The sequence below is a fragment of the Spongiibacter sp. C9W genome (assembly GCF_057370015.1).
In genome coordinates this window covers 2109301-2125762 of the sequence record NZ_CM170672.1, presented here as the reverse complement: position 1 = coordinate 2125762, position 16462 = coordinate 2109301, and the positions used below count along the sequence as shown (strand labels likewise).

Here is a 16462-nt window from a genome sequence, read left to right as displayed (position 1 = left end):
CAATAAAAAGATAATCAAGGGTTCCACCCGGAGGTAAACGATGCATATTAAAAAATACGATACTGACTTTAGCCGTCGCAGTTTCCTGGAAAAAACCGTTAAAGGTATTGGTGCAGCGGGCGTGATTGCGCCGCTGTGGCCACTGATCGCCAACGGCGCTGACATGAGTAAGGCCTATCCCGATGAACTGTTGTCTATCGAGATGCAAACCAAGGGCAAGATCAAACCGGGCGATGTGATTACCGCCGATAACGTTGAACATGTGAAGCACTTGCTCGACCCCGTTGCGTATATGCAAGTAAAAACCATGGGTCGCCGTATTCACATTGTTGAACCGGTGAAAGATATTACGCAGCTCTACCCCGCTGAGTACCTCGAGGCCACCCTGCGCAATAAGGGTAAGGCTGTGCTCGACAGTGACGGCAATGTGTGGACAAAAGACGGCAAGCCCTGGGTTGGCGGTAACCCCTTCCCCGAACCCAAAAATGGTGTAGAGGCGCAGTACAACCTAACGATGAGCTGGGGTCGTCACGACTGGTCGCAGTACGCGGTTCGCGACTGGGATATAGACAATAACGGCAGTCTGTCTTACCAGTACGACTTTGTATGGAGTGAGCTGAATACCACGTCACGTTCCGACGGTCAGGTTTGGAAGGGCAAAGAAGACTTGCTGCGCTACCAGTCGGTATTCTTCACCGCGCCTAACGACAGTGCCGGTACCTCGTTCCTGAATATTTGGCATTACGATCAACGTAAATTCCCCGAACTGCACGGTTATATCCCCGCTTTCCGTCGGGTAAGACAGTTCCCCACTAACCAGCGTTTTGAGCCGCTGGTACCGGGTATCACTTTGTTCCTGTCAGATGCCTGGGCGGCGGGTGACCCGCTGCAAACCTGGGGCAACTACAAAATTGTCGGCCGCCAGCCAATGCTGGGTTGCATCGGTCCGCGCAATTTCCACGGTGGCTATCACGACAACTGGGAAAAACCCGTGCACGGTGGCCCTAAAGACCAGACCTTCTTCGACACCTACATGGAACTGGTGCCTGAGTGCATCGTGCTGGAGTCGGAGCCAACCGGCTATGCACGTGCGCCCGTGGGTAAGCGCCGTGTATGGATCGATGTACGCAACCAAATGTATGTCGCCTACGTGACCTACGACCGTCGCGGTGAGATCTGGAAGTCCTTCGAGCCGCATTACGCGCAGCAGTCGAACGACAAGATGACCAATATGGACGGCGCCCATCCCGCGTGGTCCTGGTCCAGTGTTCACAGCCACGACGTGCAGTCCAACCGCATGAGCCGTTTTGTACAGGCCAAGGGCGTAACGGGCGGTTACAAGACCAACTTCAATCCCGGCGATGTCGACGTGTACAACAAGTACCTCACCGTGCAAGCGATGCAGCGCCTGGGAGGCTGATATGGCTAGCGTTAAGAACCGCGTTGCCGCGGGGGTTTGTGCGCTGCTGCTGACGGCGGGGGCGATGCCCGCCGCCGCAGCCAGCAGCGAACAGGTACACCGAGGTCATCCCCACGATGTGCTTTTCGGCGTGAATACCAGCAGTGACGGCTTGCTTGCCGTGGGTAGCAATGGCCGCTTATGGCAGAGCCGCGACGGTAGCCAGTGGCAGAGCAACAGCAATGTTGGTGATAGTCGCGCGCTACTGGCGGTGTCGGAGCGCCAGGGCAACCTGTTGGCTGTGGGCCAGCAGGGCGGCATTTTTCACAATGCCGGCGACGGCTGGAAGGCCGTCGAGGCACCTGTAAAAGAGCGCTTGTTTGCCGTTGCGCAGGGAGACTTCGGTCTGGCGGTTGCCACTGGCGCTTTTGGTGCGGTGCTGTGTTCCCAAGACGGTGGTCGCAGCTGGCAGCAGTCGCAGATCGATTGGCCAGCACTGATCGGTCAGAACTATCAGCCACATGTGTATAACGCGGCAATTGATGCGCGCGGTCGCATCTACATTGTCGGTGAGTTTGGCATGATCGCCCGCTCTGATGACGCCGGGAAAAGCTGGCAGTCGCTGCACAGCGGTGAAGCGTCGCTGTTCGGCCTCGCCCTCAGCGATACCGGTTTGGCCTATGCGGTTGGTCAGAGCGGAACGGTATTGCGCAGCAAGGATGGTGGCGACAGCTGGAAAGCCATAACCAGTAATAGCGACGCCATCTTGATGGATGTTGCCATCCGCGCGGATGGTAAGGCGGTCGCGACGGGAATTCGTCAGGCCTTGAGTATTTCGCCGACCAGCAGTCAGGCGCGGGTACTGAATCACGACGCATTTTTAGAAAGCTGGTACAGCGACATTGCGGTACTCGGTAACGCTTTTTATGCCGTCGGTGAACAAGCCAAAGTGATCAAAATTTCTCTTTAAAAATAGCCTCGGAGAAGCGAGATGAAAAATAATAATCGGCTTAATTGGGCTCTCGCCACAACGGCGATGGCACTGTCTAGTCCATCGTGGTCGGCCAGTGGTGAGCTGCTGGGTGTCGACTACAGCCTTAGTGGTTTGATTCGTGTAGAGCTGGCTGCCAAAACGGTAAGTGACGAAAACCCCTACAACCAGCGCGGTAACCTCTTTAATGGCAAGGAGGTTGAGCGTAACGGTGGCCTCAACGTGGGCACGCTGCTCGGCCTGAATTTACCCATTCCTATCAGTGCACCGATCTCGGACACGGCGACGCGCAACGGTGTTCCGGCCGACAACGATTTTAATCACAGCCAGGTGCGTTTAGAGAGCACCCTGCAGCTGAAGTTTAGTGACAACTGGTCAGCGACGGCAAAGCTGCGCGGCATTTTTGACGCAGCCGAATACGATGAATTTGATCCGGACTCGGTGAACAGCAACGCCGCGGGCTACCTCTATGGCGAGCCTAATTATTTTGAGTACGACGACTTTGAAAACGGCGGTGAACAGAATCCTCTGGAGATCGCTGGCGACAACTACATGGTCGACTTTCCGTCGCTGTACCTGGATTATCAGAACGGGCCACTATTGGTGCGCGCCGGTAACCAGCAAATTGCCTGGGGACAGGCCTTGTTCTTCCGGGTATTCGACGTGGCCAACGGCTTGGACTTGCGCCGTCACTCAATCTTCGATTTCGCTTCCGAGGAGTACGCCGATGAGCGTATCGCCTCACCGGCCATCCGCGTGTCCTACCAGCTGAATTCCAACTGGGAACTGGACATGTTTGCGCAGAGCTTCCAGCCGACCATTTACGGCAACCCGAACACGCCCTACAACGTGATTCCTTCGCAGTTTACCGTGCACGATCGTTACAGCAGTGTTGACGAAGAAGTGAATAGCGGTTTCCGCTTGAAAGGCTTTATCGGCGACTTTGGTCTGCAGTTTATGTATACCAACCGCTACAACCCCGACGGTGTTGTGCGCTGGACCAAGTCGGGTGTGAACCGCGATGCACCGGGCATCCCCTTGTCGGGAGCCATCCTTGCGGAGACCCCGCTTGAAATTGACCCCACCGGGGTATGGAGTGCTGAGGAGTGGTTTACCTATGCGGGTATGGCGCGCCTTGACGGCACCGAAGGTCTGAACAAAATTGTTACCGACTTCCCCGCATCGCAATTGCTGCTGGCACGGCCTGTTCAGGGCATCGATGCGGCAAAAGAAGAGCTCGATCTGTTCTTTATCCTGACGGGTGGTTTCCTGAATAACCCACTGTCTGGTCAGGGCGGGGGTGGTCTGCGCGGCCACATTGAGCGCACCTACCACCGCGAAGATGTTTTCGGCACTGGTGTCAGCTATGTATTCAGTGGCGAGCCCGGCAGTTGGACGGATCAGTTGATTCTGAACTTCGAGGTTTCCTTCACGCCGGACAAAACCTTTACCCCTATCGACCTGGGGCAGGAATACATTGTTGAAGATGAATACGTGACTGCCCTGGTATTAGAAAAATATCAGCGCTTCAGCCGCAGTTTTCCTGCCACCTACATGGTTTTCCAGTGGATGCACCGCAGCGAGAGCGATCTGTTTGGCCGCCACTTAAGTGGTATGGGCGGCACGGTAAACAACACGCCTAAAGGTGTGGATGGTGGCTGGAATGGCTTGGTATTAGCCCTTCAGCAGCCCTTCCCCGGCTTGGTATGGCGAGCAGATTTGTCGGTGTTGTATGACACGCGCGGCGGCTTGTTTGTGCAGCCGGCTCTGAAATGGAAGCCCTCCGGTAACTGGAACATAGAAATGTTCTACAACCACATGGACGGCTACGTTGATGGCGCCAACGAGAATGAAAATATCATGCAAACCGTGGACTGGGCCGATGAATTTGGTCTGCGCGTAGCCTACCAATTCTAGCGAACCCTACCCCCACCCTCAGGAAGTAATGGGACCTTGCCGGCGACTTTGTCGCCGGCTTTTTTACCGCGAGGATGTTGCATGAGTTTTCATATCAGGCGGTTTGACCGGCAGTTTTCCCGGCGTGAATTTTTGCGTGTAGGCTCAGGTTTTGTCGGTGCGGGCCTGCTGATGCCGGCTTGGGCGGCAATGGAAAAACACGGCGATTATGCGGCGGCTTATCCAGAGGAGTTGCTGTCGATAGAGCAATATACCGGCGGCAAGCTCAAGGTCGGCGATGTGATCGACGCCGGGAATGTCGAGCTGGTAAAAGATCTTCTCGAGCCGGTAAAGTACATGCAAGTCAAAGACATGGGGCGTCGCTTGAGGTTGCGTGAGACCACCCGCGATGTGATGAAGCTGAGCCCATGGGAATATATGGAAGCGAGCTTTCGCCACCGCGGCCAAGCGCGCTTTGACGACAATGGCAATGTTGTGACGGCCGACGGCAAACCCTGGATTGGTGGCTTGCCCTTTCCCGATGCCAAGACCGGTGTGGAGCTTTTTGCCGGCCTAACGTTAAGCTGGGGGCGACACGATGCTTCGTTCTATGCGATCCGCGAATACGACCTCAACCGCGACGGCAAAGTCAGCTACGGCTACGAAAATGGCTGGGCTGAATATGCGCCGACGGGGCGTTTGGTACTGCCCGGCGTTTACTGGAAGGGCCACGAAGACAAGCTGCGCTATCAGAGCGTCTTTTTCACGGCGCCGGACAGCGTACGCGGCACGTCCTTCTTGAACATTTGGCACTACGACCAAAACAAATTTCCCGAGTTATACGGCTACATTCCCGATTTTAAACGCATTCGACGCTTCCCCACCGACCAGCGCTTTGAACCATTGGTGCCGGGTTCATCGCTATACCTGTCCGACGCCTGGGCGGCGGGTGACCCCCTGCACACCTGGGGCGACTACAAAGTGGTGTGGCGCGGCCCCATGCTGGCCGCCGTCAGCGGTGGCTGGGCCTCACAAAGTGAGGATTGGTCGCACAACACCCATGGCGGCCCACAGGGAGAAACCTTCTGGGATACCGACGTGGAATTAGTGCCCGAAGCCATTGCCGTTGATGCCAAGCCCACGGGCTTCCCGCGCGCACCCGTCGGCGTTAAACGGGTGTGGTTTGATGCGCGCACCCAATTGCCGCTGGGTATGGTCACCTTTGACCGGCGCGGCGATCTGTTCCGTTCCTTCGATGGTGCCTATGGGCTATACGAGGACGGCGATCGCCGGGTAATGGACGGTAAGCACCCCTATTGGTCGTGGTGCCATGTTCACGCTTTCGATGTGCAGACCGGAAAAATGACCCGCATAGAACAACTGGCAGAAATTTCTGGCGGCCACCGGATGCGCGTGAACGATCACGATATTTATAACCGCTATTTAACCAACGGCGCCCTGCGCCGCTTGGGTAACTAACAACAAAAGGACTCACCATGACAGAGACATACAAAGCCTTGCTTGGCGTACGCGACGACAGTGGCTACCGCGTTGAATTTCAGCAGCTCAGCAGCGAGCAGCTTGGCGACGGCGATGTGGAGGTGGCGGTGGAATACTCTACCGTTAACTACAAAGATGGCCTGGCGATGAGCGACGCCATTCCCATTGTTCAAAAGCCTTCGCTGATTCTCGGTATTGATATGGCAGGCACTGTGGTTAAGTCTGAGAGCAGCCGCTTTCAGGTCGGTGACAAGGTGCTGATGAATGGCTATGGCGCCTCAGAAACGCACAATGGCGGCTATACCCAGCGCCTGCGTATTTCGAGCGACTACCTGTTGAAGGTGCCTGAGGCTTTCACTACCCGCCACGCCATGCTGCTGGGTACGGCGGGCTACACCGCGATGTTGTCTCTGCTGCGACTGGAGCAGCTCGGTATTAGTCCTGAGTCGGGCGAAGTGCTGGTAACCGGCGCGTCGGGGGGAGTGGGCAGCGTGTCCATTATGTTGTTGGCGGGCCTGGGCTATACCGTGGCAGCGTCGACGGGCCGCCTTGAAGAAAGCGACTATTTAAAGAGCCTGGGTGCAAACTCCGTGATTGATCGCCGCGAGTTGTCAGAAGCCGGTGAGATGATGCAGGCGCCCCGCTGGGCAGCGGCGGTGGATTCCTGTGGCAGCCATACCCTGGCCAATGTTATTGCCCAACTTCACTACAACGGCGCCGTGGCCGCGTGCGGCCTGGCCCAGGGTCTGGACTTACCCGGCAATATGATGCCCTTTGCACTGCGTAATGTCGCCTTGCTGGGCGTGGACTCGGTACACGCGCCAATGGCGCTGCGTGAGCGCGCATGGCAGCGTTTGGCCGAGTCTGTCGACCTGAACAAACTGGAAGCGATGGCAGTTGAGATTGATTTCGACAATCTTCCTGACGCCGCTGGGCAAATCTTGCAGGGGCAAATTCGTGGTCGCGCGGTCGTGAATATCGCCGCGCGCTGAACATCAATACTCAACGGAAAATAACAATGAAAGAGAACAATCCTTTTTCGCTGCAGGGCAAAGTCGCTGTGGTGACCGGAGCAGCGGCGGGCATTGGCAAGGCCTGCGCCCAGCGCATGGCTTACTCGGGCGCCTCGGTGCTGCTAAGTGATATCGATGTGGCCGCCTGTCAGCGCCTGGCAGCGGAGCTGAATGAACAGGGCTTTGACGCGCGCGCTATTCAGCAAGATGTGGTGCTGGAGGAAGACTGGCAGGCCTTGGTGGCAGAGTTGAAACAGTGGCACAACCGCTGGGATATTCTGGTGAACAACGCTGGCATATACATTGGCGGCCGCCTGGAAGACAACTCGGTAGAGCAACTGACCCGTATCCACGAGGTCAATGTGCAATCGGTGTTTCTCGGCCTGCGCTATGCGGCTGAAACCATGCAGCCCAGCGGCTGCTTTGGTCGCGGCGGCAGCGTGATAAACCTGTCGTCTATCGCCGGTTTAATCGGCGTCCCTGGCCACAGCATTTACGGTGCAACCAAGGGCTCGGTGCGCTCCATCAGCAAGCACTCTGCGGTTGAGTTCGCCCGCTTTGGCTACGGCATTCGCGTCAATTCGCTGCACCCCGGTTTGATCGATACCGCCATGGCCGAACAGGTTTACGACGACTTTGTGGATGTTGGGCTCACCCAGTCTCGCGAGGAAGCCAGTGCGGTATTGGAGCAGCAGATGATCCCGATGGGGCGGCTCGGTACAGCAGAGGATATTGCCAATGCGGCGCTGTTTCTCGCCAGTGATGCCAGCGCCTATATCAGTGGCGCTGAGCTGACCGTGGATGGCGGTTTCACCGCAGCGTAGGAGAGTGTGATGAGTATTCATTGTAAAGACAAAGTGGTGTTGATCACGGGTGCGGCCAAAGGCATTGGCGCGGCGGCGTGCCATGCCCTGGCGGCAGCAGGTGCGAAGCTGGCGGTGAGCGATATCGATCAGGACGCTGGCCGAGAACTGTGTGAGGCACTGCGCGCGGCGGGCGCCGATGCGGAATTCTTTCCCTTGGACGTGTGCGACGAGCAGCAGTGGCAGCATTGCATGGAAACGGTTGTCGCCAGCTTTGGTCAGCTGGATGGCGTTGTGAACAACGCGGGTATCGCAGTAATTTGCGGCCCCGAGGAAGAAAGTCTGGAGGGGTGGCGGCGCACCCAGACCATCAATAGCGACGCGGTCTTTCTCGGCAGTCGCGCGGCCATTCAGGCCATGAAATCGCGCGGCGGTGCGATCGTTAATGTCTCCTCGATTGAAGGCATTGTCGGCGACCCAATGCTGCCAGCGTACAACGCCAGCAAAGGCGCCGTTCGCGCACTGACCAAGTCACTGGCGCTGTATTGTGCCGATCGCGACTACGGTATTCGCGTGAACTCCCTTCACCCGGGTTATGTAGAAACGCCTCTGGTAAGCGGCGCCCTGGCCAAGCTGTCAGAGGACGACGCCAATGCCTTTGCTACGCGCGTGGTGGCCAGTATCCCGATGGGACGTATGGCGCGGGCAGAGGAAATTGCCCAGGGTATTGTATTTTTGCTTTCCGACGCGGCAAGTTATATGACCGGCTCGGAACTGGTTATGGACGGTGGCTATACCGCCCGTTAAGAATCCCCTCGGGGAGGGAGGTGGCCGCTATCGCCCTGGCGACCACCTCTTTTTTCTCCCTCGCCCCTGCTTTGCTCCGCGCTTGTAGTTTATCTCAATGATTTCTGTGTCAGACTTGTTATCCCGAGACCACCATCGGTAGCGGGCGTGAGTAGCAAGTAAAGAGAGATACAGCGTGAGTAATGGTGAAGGACGGCGCTTAAATAAGTTTATCAGTGACTCGGGCTATTGCTCGCGTCGCGAAGCTGACAAGCTGATTTTGCAGAATCAAGTCAGTATCAATGGTAAACGCCCCGGTCTCGGCGCACAGGTGATGCCTGGCGATGTCGTGATGGTGGAAGGCAAACGCATTCGCACGGTAAACCCGGATAAAACCGACAGGGTGTATATCGCCTACCACAAGCCGGTGGGCATCACCTGTACCACCGAAGCCCATGTGCCGGGCAATATTATCGACGCCGTCGGCCACAAAAAGCGCATTTTTCCCGTGGGTCGCCTGGATAAAGATTCCGAGGGGCTGATTTTTCTGACCAGCGATGGCGACATCGTGAATAAAATTCTGCGTGCTGAAAATGCCCACGAAAAGGAATATATCGTCACCGTCGATAAGCCGTTGAGCGGACAGTTTGCCGAGCGAATGGCCAAAGGCGTGCCTATCCTCGGCACCGTTACCAAGCCCTGCAAGGTCATGATCCTCAGTCGCAATGTGTTCAAAATTATCTTGGTGCAGGGTATGAATCGCCAGATTCGGCGAATGTGCGAACACTTTGGCTATGAAGTAACGCGGCTCAAGCGCACGCGGATTATGAACGTCAAACTGGATGCGTTGAAGCTCGGTCAGTGGCGCAACCTCAGCGCTGAGGAAATGGCGGAGATCAATCAAGCGGTGGGCGGTTTGTCGGGCAACGCAGGGGCGGCTGGCAAGTCGCGTCCACGGCGACAGAATGGCCCTAAAACAGGCGGGCGTCGGCGCTAGCGACATTGTTGGAGTATGCGGATGAAAGGTGTATTGGCGGTTGGCGCGCTGTTTTTACTCAGCGGTTGTGCGAGCCGAGAGTTATACGAGAGTATTCAGGCGAGTAACCGTTTCGAGTGCGATAAGCTGCCGCCCTCTCAGTACGAGGCATGTATCGCGCAGACGGTGCAGCCCTACGATGACTATGATCGCGAGCGTCGGGCGATAGAGTCTGATGAGAATTAAAAAGGTGGAAGGCCCAGGAGCCTTCCACAAGCACTACGCGTGCGTTGAGCGCTAGCGCAATTGGCGCTGACCCTCGTATCGGGCATGGTTGAGTAGGTACAGACCGTAAAACACCGCAAAGGCGAGATCGGCGATCACAAAAATAGCGAAGGGCATCAGTGCCGGAAAGCTCAATGTATCCACCCAGGCCGCAACGAAGACCAGGGTTTTGCCGATGCAACCCATCCAGATAATGTCTTTGTGGTCCTTTGGGTTGCCGGCAATGCGCCAATAACCAAAGCCAAACACCAATACCAGCACGCCAAATTGATGGGCCCAGGGCAGTAGCTCGGGCACATAGAGACTTTGCATTTGCAGCAGGGCAAAGAAGGCCTCAGTGGCAAATAGCAGCATAAACGCCGCCGCGAAGTTGAAGAATGCGGCGAAGCGGTAAAAGCGCTTCCAGGAAGTTTCATTTTGCATTGATGCTGGCCTCCGGGTGCGAGGGGGATTGCTTTAGGCGGTCGGCAATGGCGGCGCCGGTCAGTAAGCGCCAGGGTATCAGCAAGCCGGTTTGTTGTTTGTATTCCTGCCAGCCCGGGTGACGGGAGATCGCGTGATCTTTGTTCTTCATCCGCGCCAGGAAATAGCTGGCCATATACGCGTAGATCGCCCAGGCGATCCAGTGTTGGGCCAGCATCGGGTAGGCGGCGTACAGCATTAGCTCGCCGAGGTAATTCGGGTTGCGGGTGTAGCGGTAGACGCCGTCGGTAATCAGCCCTGGTTGCTGACGGTATTTAAGTATCCAGTGGCGCTGGCCGTCGGCGGCCATCATGGTGACCACGCCGAGCGTGTGAATGGCAATGGCGGCAAACACGACCGTGCCGCTGGGTTCGATGAAGCGTGAAATCAGCAGCCAAGGGGTGATCCAGTACCAGCCGATGAGAAAAACATAGAGGTTGATGGAGGCAAGTAGGCTGATGCGGTCGTTGAATTGGTGGTCGCGAAAACCGAAGTCTTTAATCAGCCAGCAGTAACCATAAATGCCGTGCAGGCCAAGGTAGACCCAGGCGGTGGTGGTGAAATTGTCGTAGTAATTCATCATGGCGTAGATGATGAACAGGGTAAAAATCTTGTGGAAGTCCACCGCCCAGGCAACGCGAATGCGCGGTTTGCCCGGTGCGTTCCAGATGAGTTTGTCGACAAGGGCGAGAAAAGCGCGCGCCCAGCCGGGAATCGGTTCCCGTTGCTGTTCCATGGTGCATTCCTATTATTGTTAGTGTGTGCCTGCCGATACTACGCGGCGGCCACAATTAGTGAATGCTTGCTGGCGACGCTTTTACTGTGAATTTATGACAGGGCTTAAACGATGATGTCGGCCTCGTCACCGTTGCGTTCAAGCCACTGCTTGCGGTCTGCAGCGCGCTTTTTGCCGAGCAGCATATCCATTAGGGCATCGGTGTCGTCGCCGGGCTCGATGCCAAGGCGCACCAGCCGGCGAGTATCCGGGTCCATAACAGTTTCGCGCAGCTGTAAGGGGTTCATTTCACCGAGGCCCTTAAAGCGCGTGACAGACACTTTGCCTTTGATTTTTTCCGCCTCTATGCGGTCGATAATGCCCTGCTTTTCATCGTTGTCGAGGGCGTAAAACACCTCTTTGCCAACGTCGATGCGGTACAGCGGTGGCATGGCAATAAACACGTGACCCTGTTCGACCATTGTGCGGAAATGACGCAGGAACAGCGCGCACAATAGCGTGGCGATGTGGGCGCCGTCGGAGTCCGCATCGGCAAGAATACAGATCTTACCGTAACGCAGGCCGCTTAAATCGTCGGAGTCGGGGTCGACCCCCAGTGCCACGGAGATGTCGTGAACTTCCTGCGAGGCGAGAATTTGCTGGGAGTCCACCTCCCAGGTATTCAGAATTTTACCGCGCAGCGGCAAGATGGCCTGAAACTGACGGTCGCGAGCTTGTTTAGCCGAGCCCCCCGCTGAGTCCCCTTCCACCAGGAACAGTTCTGAACGCTCGCTCTCTACACCGGCACAGTCTGCCAGTTTGCCGGGCAGTGCCGGTCCGGCGGAGACTTTCTTGCGCACCACTTTTTTGGCTTTGCGTAGTCGGCTTTGGGCATTGCTGATGCACAGCTCGGCGAGTTTTTCGGCCTCTTCGGTATGCTGGTTAAGCCACAGGCTGAAGGCATCTTTGGCCACGCCCGATACAAAGGCAGAGGCTTCGCGGGAGCTGAGGCGCTCTTTGGTCTGGCCGGAAAATTGTGGGTCGGCCAGCTTGGAAGACAGCACATAGCTGCATTTGTCCCAGATATCGTCTGGGGTCAATTTTACGCCGCGCGGGATCATATTGCGGAACTCGCAGAACTCGCGCATGGCATCCAGCAAGCCGCTGCGCAGGCCGTTAACGTGGGTGCCACCCTGAGCGGTGGGGATCAGGTTCACGTAGGACTCGGCCAGCGGCTCGCCGCCTTCGGGCAGCCATTGCACAGCCCAGTCCACGCCCTCGGTATTGCCACTGAAATGGCCGACAAAGGGTTGCGCAGGCAACGTTTCGTATTCGCGAGTGTGGCTGGCCAGGTAGTCGGGCAGGCCATCTTCGTAGTACCACTCCTCGCTCTCTTCGCCGGTTTCATCTTTGAAAATAACTTTCAGGCCCGGGCAGAGTACGGCTTTGGCACGCAACACATGCTTGAGGCGGCGCACGGAAAACTTGGCGCTGTCGAAGTATTGGGCATCGGGCCAAAAGCGCAGCAGGGTGCCGGTATTACGCTTGCCGCAGCTGTCGATGACTTCCAGGTCGGAGGCTTTGTCGCCATTGGCAAAGCGCATCTGGTGAACCTGGCCGTCCCGTTTAATGGTGACTTCCAGTAGGGATGACAGGGCGTTGACCACCGATACCCCCACGCCGTGGAGGCCGCCGGAGAACTGATAGTTGTCGTTGGAGAATTTACCCCCGGCGTGCAGGGTGGAGAGAATCACTTCGACACCTGGCAGGCCCATCTCCGGGTGGATGTCTACCGGCATACCGCGGCCGTCATCGGCGCAGCTCAGCGAGCCATCGTTGTGCAGGGTGACGGTGATCTGGCTGGCGTGGCCGGCCAGTGCTTCGTCGACGCTGTTGTCGATAATTTCCTGCGCCAGATGGTTGGGGCGGGCGGTGTCGGTGTACATGCCCGGACGCTTGCGCACAGGCTCAAGGCCAGTGAGGACTTCGATCGATTGTGAGGTGTATTGTGACATGCTCTACCACTGCGAGGCCGCATCGCGGCGCCGTGAATGAATCGGTTTGGGTCGGCTATTGTTAACCAGCCACGCCCAGAAATTCCACTATTGCGGGCAAATGCGCTTCGAAATTCACGAAGCTGTGGTCACCGCCGGGCTCAACGAGCTGCTTACAGTCGTGATAAGCCGCCACGGCAAGGCGGTAATCCAGCGTTTCGTCGCCCTCTTGCACCATTAGCCAGTAGTGCCCGGGTGTAATGTCGGCTGGCGTTAGCCTGCGCAGGCAGGCGAGGTCTTCTTCGGTCACGCTGAAATGCTCGCCGGTATAGGGGTTGTCGTATTCACCGATGAACTGCTCTCCCCACTCTCCCGGGGTAACCGCCGGGTTGACCAGCACGGCTTTTAGCTGGTGGCGCTCGGCCAGTACGGTCGAGAAGAAGCCGCCCAGCGAGCTACCGATAAGTGCCAGGGTGTCCGGCGCTGCAGCCAGTTCCTCTTCCACCACTTGCTCCAGTTTGGCAAAGGCGCCTGCCGGGTTGTTGGGCATGCTGGGAATACACAGCCTGACCGACGGGTGGTGCTGGGCAAAGTAGTGTTTAACCAGTTGTGCTTTGTGTGATTGGGGGGAGGAGAGAAAGCCGTGTATATAAATGACTGTTGCGCTCATTCGTAGCCGTTTGCCGTTTTATCTACCGTAAATTCCACACCGCTAACGCGCTCCACGCCTGTCTGCCAGTTGCCGTCGGTGTGCAGGGCGAACCAACGGTAGCCGGGGTTTAGGTCGTCCAGGGCAAAGTCGCGGCTGCCAGGCGCGAATTGTATACAGGTTGACGGCGTCGTCAGCAAGCGTTGCTGGCGATGGCGCTGCGCTGAGGCTTGGTGTACGTGGCCGGATACAATGGCCGCCACGCCTGGTTTGTCGTCGAGAATATCGAACAGCGCATCGGCGTTATCAATCAGTTGCTCATCCAGCCATTCGGCACCGAGCTTATTCAGGTGGTGGTGAACAAAGATTAAGGTGTTGCTGTCGCAGGGGTGTTGGCGGCACAGCGCCAATTCACTTTCAGCGAGATGACCGCCTACTTGGCCGCTAACCGCCGAGTTTAAAAATAACAGCTGCCAGTTGCCGAGTGTCGCCTGCTTTGGCATCAGCGCCTCGCCCGCACATTGGTGCATGGTGGCGGGTTCGTCGTGGTTGCCGGGTAGCCATACAATCGTGTCCGCGAGCCCCTCGAGCTTGGGAAGGAGGCGTTGATACGCGGCGGCGCTGCTGTCACCCGAGAGGTCGCCAGAGACCACCAGCATGTCGATGTGTGGGTGCTGGCGTTGCACCAAAGCGAGCACTTCGTCGAGGCTGTGGTCGGTATCCATGCCCAACAGCGAGCTGCCCGGGCTGGCGCCCAGGTGGCAGTCGGTAATCTGCACTAAGCAGAAAGCGGGAGTCGCTGTTGCGTTGGCGCTGTTCACAGTAAGCCTCGTTAATATCTTCGGCTTTTATACGGTATGGGTTGCCACAAATCCAGACGCAGTCCATCAGAGGGCGTTGCCCCGCGACAATAAATGTGTGATTTGCGACTGCAGTCTCGCTGCTAAAATTGTGTGCCGGTCGCGCTGACCTTTTCTAATACGGCGCTGTCGTGCCGGTGACCGTGCCGCAAGCACTGGCTTAGCCATTCGCCAAGAAAGCGGTTTAGCTGGGCCTTTTCGTCGCGTTGGAACATTTTATTATTCGGGTAGTCGTAGCGTTGCCGCAGGGCGTAGACCTGCTCCGCGCCACTGACCTCGGCAAGTTTTGCGTCGTGATAGATACGCACCTGTAAGCACATAGCGGCCCAGGTTTGTGTTTTTGCCTGGGCCAGACGCAAGTCGAGAAAGCTGGTGTACGGCGCGCACTCGCGCACACGAATATTGAGCGCGTGATTGCCTACCCCAATGCAGAGCTCGTCACCGGCCTGAAGGGCGTCGGGCAGTAACTTCTGCAAACGCAGGTAATTCATCTCACAGTCGGCGAGATGCGCGTTGAGGTCAACTTGGTAGTTCGGCGTCTTCACAAGGCTCCCGAATTTGCGTTCTAATTCAATAAGATTTTTTAATAATCATTCTCGCATAGGACGAGTCTGATACACTGCGGGCCTGACGCAGCCCCTCCGTTAGCAGAACAGGTTAACTCTATGATTGCCAAACGTCACTTTCTCAGTGCAGCTGTTGCACTGGCTTTGGGTATTTCCGGCGCCCATGCCGACACATTGCTAGATGTCTACGAGCTTGCAGTGAATAACGATCCGCAGTTAAAAGCCGCAGAGGCGACCTACCGCGCCGATCTGGAGTCTGAAAACCTCAGTCGCTCAGCGCTGTTACCCCAGCTGAGTGGCCAAGCCTACTACCAGGATACCGAAACCGACTCGCAGTCAAAGAGCACAACGTTCTCCGGTGGCGGTCTCGGTGGTGGGTCGACGTCGATAATTGACCAGAAGGTGCATACCGGCTCGGAAACGGAAAATTACTCCTTGAGCCTGAGCCAGGCCATTTTCGATCTGCCGGCGTGGTTCAGCTTTAAGGCGGGCCAAAAAGTCACCGAGCGCGCCAAGGCGCAGTTGGCGTATGACCAGCAAGAGCTGATTGTGCGTGTATCCGAAGCGTATTTTGAAGTGCTAAAGGCGCGGGAAAATCTCGATGCCTCGCGTGCAGAAGAGCGCGCGGCCAAGCGCCAGCTTGAGCAAACGCAGCAGCGCTTTGATGTTGGCCTGATCGCGATTACCGACGTGCATGAGTCGCGCGCGGTATACGACTCTACCGTGGCTCAGCGCCTTGGTTTTGAGGGCGCACTGGCGATCGCCCGCGAGAACCTCACTACCCTTACAGGCAAAGATCACGGCAAGCTGTGGTCATTGAAAGAGAGTTTCCCTATCGATAATCCACTGCCTGCCAGTCGCGCAGCCTGGGTCGATATGGCTTTAAAGAACAACTACCAGCTCAAGGTGGCAGCGGCGGCGTCTGGTTCCGCCTATGAAAATGCCCGTGCGAAAAAGAGCGAGCACTTGCCAAAGATTAGCGGTAGCTTCAGCTACACCAAGGAAGACCTGGACGGCTCGCGGCGTTTCAACCCCAGCAGTTCCTTTGCTGTGCCGCCAGACAGTGAGTATGAAACTGAGGCCCTGCGTGTCACGCTGACGGTGCCGCTGTTTACCGGTGGTGGCGTTAGTGCGGGTCGCCGCCAAGCCTACGAGCAATACAATTCGGCGCAGTACACCGCGCAGCTAACGCAGCGCCAGGTTATTGCCGGCACGCGCGCCCAGCACATTGCGGTGAATACTGCTGTGCAAACCGTGAAGGCGCGCAAACTGAATATTGTCTCTGCGCGTAGCGCCCTGGATGCGACCGAAGCCGGTTACGATGTCGGCACGCGCAACGTGGTTGATGTATTGGACGCCCAGCGCAAGTTATATGCGGCACTGCGTGACTACAGTAACGCCCGCTACGACTACGTTGTCGATATGCTCAAGCTCAAGCTGAACGCTGGCACTCTAAGCCCGGCGGATGTGCAGGGGCTTAATCAGTGGCTGCAGGAAGGTGATGCAGTATTGCTGAACGGCAATGGCAAACGCTGATATTCCCGTCTGCTAACGCGGTTCCCGCCGC

The 16462-nt window shown here is 56.9% G+C and carries 16 protein-coding genes; 10 read left to right on the top strand and 6 right to left on the bottom strand.

Translation table 11 applies throughout. The features are described 5' to 3' along the window. Positions 1 to 40 precede the first annotated feature (40 nt). From AC2Q8J_RS10175 to AC2Q8J_RS10135, 9 genes are all read left to right on the top strand, one after another. Entirely contained in the window at positions 41 to 1420 is a 1380-nt protein-coding gene (locus AC2Q8J_RS10175; RefSeq protein WP_286837502.1) for a DUF1329 domain-containing protein, read from the top strand. Between the two features lies 1 nt (position 1421). Then, positions 1422 to 2369, top strand: coding sequence for a WD40/YVTN/BNR-like repeat-containing protein (locus AC2Q8J_RS10170; protein WP_486451204.1), 948 nt, complete (start codon positions 1422 to 1424; stop codon positions 2367 to 2369). A 21-nt stretch (positions 2370 to 2390) separates the two neighbouring features. Continuing rightward, the gene (locus AC2Q8J_RS10165) at positions 2391 to 4307 is read left to right on the top strand and encodes a DUF1302 family protein (protein WP_286695262.1); all 1917 of its coding nucleotides are present in this window, start codon (positions 2391 to 2393) and stop codon (positions 4305 to 4307) included. Positions 4308 to 4388: 81 nt separating this feature from the next. After that, positions 4389 to 5765 carry a DUF1329 domain-containing protein gene (locus tag AC2Q8J_RS10160; RefSeq protein ID WP_286695261.1) on the top strand — a complete coding sequence of 459 codons (1377 nt, stop codon included), beginning with the start codon at positions 4389 to 4391 and terminating at the stop codon, positions 5763 to 5765. 17 nt (positions 5766 to 5782) lie between these two features. After that, entirely contained in the window at positions 5783 to 6778 is a 996-nt protein-coding gene (locus AC2Q8J_RS10155) for an MDR family oxidoreductase (RefSeq protein WP_486451203.1), read from the top strand. Between the two features lie 26 nt (positions 6779 to 6804). After that, the gene (locus tag AC2Q8J_RS10150) at positions 6805 to 7623 is read left to right on the top strand and encodes an SDR family NAD(P)-dependent oxidoreductase (RefSeq protein WP_027873342.1); all 819 of its coding nucleotides are present in this window, start codon (positions 6805 to 6807) and stop codon (positions 7621 to 7623) included. Positions 7624 to 7632: 9 nt separating this feature from the next. Further along, positions 7633 to 8409 (top strand): glucose 1-dehydrogenase, encoded by a 777-nt coding sequence (locus AC2Q8J_RS10145; RefSeq protein ID WP_486451202.1) that lies wholly within the window; start codon positions 7633 to 7635, stop codon positions 8407 to 8409. A gap of 175 nt (positions 8410 to 8584) precedes the next feature. Continuing rightward, positions 8585 to 9385, top strand: a complete 801-nt coding sequence (gene rluF / locus AC2Q8J_RS10140; RefSeq protein ID WP_286695258.1) for a 23S rRNA pseudouridine(2604) synthase RluF — start codon at positions 8585 to 8587, stop codon at positions 9383 to 9385. 21 nt (positions 9386 to 9406) lie between these two features. Continuing rightward, positions 9407 to 9610 carry a hypothetical protein gene (locus AC2Q8J_RS10135; RefSeq protein WP_424143380.1) on the top strand — a complete coding sequence of 68 codons (204 nt, stop codon included), beginning with the start codon at positions 9407 to 9409 and terminating at the stop codon, positions 9608 to 9610. A gap of 51 nt (positions 9611 to 9661) precedes the next feature. Here the strand turns inward: AC2Q8J_RS10135 and AC2Q8J_RS10130 are convergent, their stop codons facing one another. The 6 genes from AC2Q8J_RS10130 to AC2Q8J_RS10105 all read right to left on the bottom strand — a co-directional run bounded on the left by AC2Q8J_RS10130 (position 9662) and on the right by AC2Q8J_RS10105 (position 14874). Further along, the gene (locus AC2Q8J_RS10130) at positions 9662 to 10072 is read right to left on the bottom strand and encodes a hypothetical protein (protein ID WP_374973108.1); all 411 of its coding nucleotides are present in this window, start codon (positions 10070 to 10072) and stop codon (positions 9662 to 9664) included. Continuing rightward, entirely contained in the window at positions 10062 to 10847 is a 786-nt protein-coding gene (locus AC2Q8J_RS10125; protein ID WP_486451201.1) for a methyltransferase family protein, read from the bottom strand. The genes AC2Q8J_RS10130 and AC2Q8J_RS10125 overlap by 11 nt, the downstream gene beginning before the upstream one ends. Positions 10848 to 10951: 104 nt before the next feature. Then, entirely contained in the window at positions 10952 to 12841 is a 1890-nt protein-coding gene (gene parE / locus AC2Q8J_RS10120; protein WP_286695254.1) for a DNA topoisomerase IV subunit B, read from the bottom strand. 61 nt (positions 12842 to 12902) lie between these two features. Further along, positions 12903 to 13490, bottom strand: a complete 588-nt coding sequence (locus AC2Q8J_RS10115) for a YqiA/YcfP family alpha/beta fold hydrolase (protein WP_486451200.1) — start codon at positions 13488 to 13490, stop codon at positions 12903 to 12905. Beyond that, on the bottom strand, positions 13487 to 14290 hold the full coding sequence (gene cpdA, locus AC2Q8J_RS10110; RefSeq protein ID WP_486451199.1) for a 3',5'-cyclic-AMP phosphodiesterase: 804 nt from the start codon (positions 14288 to 14290) through the stop codon (positions 13487 to 13489). Before cpdA ends, AC2Q8J_RS10115 begins: the two co-directional genes overlap by 4 nt. Before the next feature lie 122 nt (positions 14291 to 14412). Next, positions 14413 to 14874, bottom strand: a complete 462-nt coding sequence (locus AC2Q8J_RS10105) for a DUF1249 domain-containing protein (RefSeq protein WP_424144501.1) — start codon at positions 14872 to 14874, stop codon at positions 14413 to 14415. Between the two features lie 120 nt (positions 14875 to 14994). On the opposite strand from AC2Q8J_RS10105, the gene AC2Q8J_RS10100 reads away from it, so the two are divergent. After that, complete coding sequence (locus tag AC2Q8J_RS10100) at positions 14995 to 16431, top strand: TolC family outer membrane protein (protein WP_486451198.1); 1437 nt, start codon at positions 14995 to 14997, stop codon at positions 16429 to 16431. Positions 16432 to 16462 lie beyond the last annotated feature (31 nt).

Excerpts from the sequence above, each read along its gene's own strand:
- AC2Q8J_RS10175 (WP_286837502.1), top strand. The coding sequence starts at position 41 with ATGCATATTAAAAAATACGATACTGACTTTAGCCGTCGCAGTTTCCTG.
- AC2Q8J_RS10170 (WP_486451204.1), top strand. The coding sequence starts at position 1,422 with ATGGCTAGCGTTAAGAACCGCGTTGCCGCGGGGGTTTGTGCGCTGCTG.
- AC2Q8J_RS10165 (WP_286695262.1), top strand. The coding sequence starts at position 2,391 with ATGAAAAATAATAATCGGCTTAATTGGGCTCTCGCCACAACGGCGATG.
- AC2Q8J_RS10160 (WP_286695261.1), top strand. The coding sequence starts at position 4,389 with ATGAGTTTTCATATCAGGCGGTTTGACCGGCAGTTTTCCCGGCGTGAA.
- AC2Q8J_RS10155 (WP_486451203.1), top strand. The coding sequence starts at position 5,783 with ATGACAGAGACATACAAAGCCTTGCTTGGCGTACGCGACGACAGTGGC.
- AC2Q8J_RS10150 (WP_027873342.1), top strand. The coding sequence starts at position 6,805 with ATGAAAGAGAACAATCCTTTTTCGCTGCAGGGCAAAGTCGCTGTGGTG.
- AC2Q8J_RS10145 (WP_486451202.1), top strand. The coding sequence starts at position 7,633 with ATGAGTATTCATTGTAAAGACAAAGTGGTGTTGATCACGGGTGCGGCC.
- AC2Q8J_RS10135 (WP_424143380.1), top strand. The coding sequence starts at position 9,407 with ATGAAAGGTGTATTGGCGGTTGGCGCGCTGTTTTTACTCAGCGGTTGT.
- AC2Q8J_RS10130 (WP_374973108.1), bottom strand. The coding sequence starts at position 10,072 with ATGCAAAATGAAACTTCCTGGAAGCGCTTTTACCGCTTCGCCGCATTC.
- AC2Q8J_RS10125 (WP_486451201.1), bottom strand. The coding sequence starts at position 10,847 with ATGGAACAGCAACGGGAACCGATTCCCGGCTGGGCGCGCGCTTTTCTC.
- parE (WP_286695254.1), bottom strand. The coding sequence starts at position 12,841 with ATGTCACAATACACCTCACAATCGATCGAAGTCCTCACTGGCCTTGAG.
- AC2Q8J_RS10115 (WP_486451200.1), bottom strand. The coding sequence starts at position 13,490 with ATGAGCGCAACAGTCATTTATATACACGGCTTTCTCTCCTCCCCCCAA.
- AC2Q8J_RS10100 (WP_486451198.1), top strand. The coding sequence starts at position 14,995 with ATGATTGCCAAACGTCACTTTCTCAGTGCAGCTGTTGCACTGGCTTTG.